Annotated in this window: 3 protein-coding genes; 2 read left to right on the top strand and 1 reads right to left on the bottom strand. The window is 71.0% G+C overall.

What is annotated here, in order from left to right:
- Positions 1-696: CoA transferase (locus tag CON77_RS14410; RefSeq protein ID WP_101050247.1), on the bottom strand; the 696-nt coding region annotated here is incomplete at its 3' end.
- Positions 697-827: 131 nt separating this feature from the next.
- On the opposite strand from CON77_RS14410, the gene pyk reads away from it, so the two are divergent.
- Positions 828-2,261 (top strand): pyruvate kinase, encoded by a 1,434-nt coding sequence (pyk, locus tag CON77_RS14405; protein ID WP_101050246.1) that lies wholly within the window; start codon positions 828-830, stop codon positions 2,259-2,261.
- On the top strand, positions 2,258-2,467 hold a 210-nt coding region (locus CON77_RS14400; protein ID WP_439650587.1), incomplete at its 3' end, for a hypothetical protein. The genes pyk and CON77_RS14400, both read left to right, overlap by 4 nt.

Here is a 2,467-nt window from a genome sequence, read left to right as displayed (position 1 = left end):
CAGCGCGGCCAGCGCCACCCGGCCGTTCTTGCAGGGGTAGACACGGTAGCCGGCGTGGGCGCCGCCCAGCAACTGGCCGGGCGCGGTCAGGCCCCACTGGCGCGGCAGGGCCAGCCAGCGCGCGGCCTCCGACAATGCCACCTCCAGGCGGACGCCCTTGCCGCTGGCGCGCTGCGCCAGCAGCGCCTGCAGCACCGCTTCCGACGCGGCCAGGGCGCCGGCCATGTCGGCCAGCAGGCTGGGCGGCACGGCCAGGTCGGCCACCAGACCGACCTCGGCCTGGTAGGTCAGGTCGTGGCCCGGTTCTTCGGCGCGTTCGGCGGGGGCACCGACGATGGTGACCAGCGACAGCGCCGGATGGGCGCGCTTGAGGCTTTTGCCGTCCAGCCCCAGCTTGGCCAAGGCCGAGGGACGGAAGGAGGTCAGCAGCACATCGGCCTGGGCAAGCAGCTTGTGCAGCTTGGCCTGGCCGTCGGCGGCCTTGAGGTCGAGCGTGACGGCCTTCAGCCCGGCCGACAGGTCGGCGAAGGCGGCCGGGCTGTACAGGCGCATCGGGTCGCCGGCGGGCGGATCGACCTTGGTGCAGCGGGCGCCCATGGCACGCAAACGCCACAGCGCGGCCGGGCCGGGCAGGTTGAGGGCCAGGCTGACGATGCGCACTCCCTTCAGGGGCTTGACGGAAAAGTTCAAAAGCATGGATGGACGGCGAGGCTGTGAAGAATATTCATTGTCGCGCAGGTGAAATCGGCCGGGTGTCGCGGCCGAAACTGAAATAATCGATGCCACCCACGTGGCGCGACCCCGCGCCCCCACACGGAGACCCTTGCATGTCCTTGCGCGCCACCAAGATCGTTGCCACCCTGGGCCCCGCCTCGAGCGAGCCCGCCATCCTCGAAGCCATGGTGCGCGCCGGGGTGGACGTGGTGCGGCTGAATTTTTCCCACGGCAGCGCGCAGGACCACATCGACCGCGCCGAACGGGTGCGGGCCGCGGCACAGCGCGCCGGCCGCGAGGTCGCCATCATGGCCGACCTGCAGGGCCCGAAAATCCGCGTCGGCAAGTTCGCCGAAGGCCGGGTGCAACTGCAGGAGGGCGCGCCGTTCGTGCTCGACGCCGCCCGCACCGAACCGGGCAACGCGCAGGGCGTGGGCCTGGATTACAAGGAACTGCCGCGCGACGTGACGGCCGGCGACACGCTGCTGCTCAACGACGGCCTGATCGTGCTGACCGTGACGCGGGTGGAGGGTGCGGCGGTGCACACCACGGTGGCCATCGGCGGCGAGCTGTCGAACAACAAGGGCATCAACAAGCAGGGCGGCGGGCTGACCGCGCCGGCCCTGACGGCCAAGGACATGGAAGACATCAAGACCGCCATGGCCCTGCGCGCCGACTACGTGGCGGTGAGCTTCCCGAAAACCGCCACCGACATGGCACTGGCACGCCAGCTCTGCCAGGTGGCCTGCCCGCCCGACCACAAGCCGGGGCTGATCGCCAAGATCGAGCGCGCCGAGGCCATCCCCGAGCTGGAGAACATCCTGCGCGCGTCCGACGGCATCATGGTGGCGCGCGGCGACCTGGCGGTGGAGGTCGGCCACGCCGCCGTGCCGGCGCTGCAAAAGCGCATGATCCGGCTGGCGCGCGAGCACGACAAGGTGGTCATCACCGCCACGCAGATGATGGAGAGCATGATCCAGGCGCCGGTGCCCACCCGCGCCGAGGTGAGCGACGTGGCCAACGCGGTGCTGGACGGCACCGACGCGGTGATGCTGAGCGCCGAAACCGCCGCCGGCAAGTACCCCCTGCAAACGGTGCAGGAAATGGCCCGCATCTGCGAGGCCGCCGAGGCCGCCGACCACCACGAGCTGGAATCCGACTTTCTGGGCAAGACCTTCGAGCGCATCGACCAGTCCATCGCCATGGGCGCGCTGTTCACCGCCTCGCACCTGGGGGCCAAGGCCATCGTCGCGCTGACGGAATCAGGCTCCACCGCGCTGTGGATGAGCCGGCACAAGGTGCACCTGCCGATTTACGCCCTGACCTCCAAGCTGGCCGCGCAACGGCGCATGGCGCTGTACCGCAACGTGCGCCCGCTGCTGATGGACACCAGCGCCGACCGCGACACCGCCCTGGCCCAGGCCGAGCAGCAGCTGAAGGCGCGCGGCATCGTGCAGCCGGGCGACGTCTACGCCATCACCTGCGGCGAGCCCATGGGCACCCCAGGCGGCACCAACATGCTCCAAATCTGCCGCGTGCACGCATGACCCATTTCACCCCACCGCCCCAACGCCGGGCCTGGCAACGCCTGCAGACCCTGGCCCAGCAGGGCCTGCCCCACCTGCGCGAACTGCTGGCCCCGGGCCAGGACGCCCGCCACGCCGCCCTGCAATGGGAGGCCGCCGGCCTGCGGCTGGACGCCAGCCGCCAGGCCGTGACGCCCGAGGTGCTGGAAGCCCTGCTGGCCCTGGCC

The organism is Macromonas nakdongensis, from assembly GCF_002837145.1.
GTDB lineage: Bacteria > Pseudomonadota > Gammaproteobacteria > Burkholderiales > Burkholderiaceae_C > Macromonas_B > Macromonas_B nakdongensis.
Note: the sequence above shows the minus strand (reverse complement) of the source record. Positions and strands in the feature narration are given on the sequence as shown.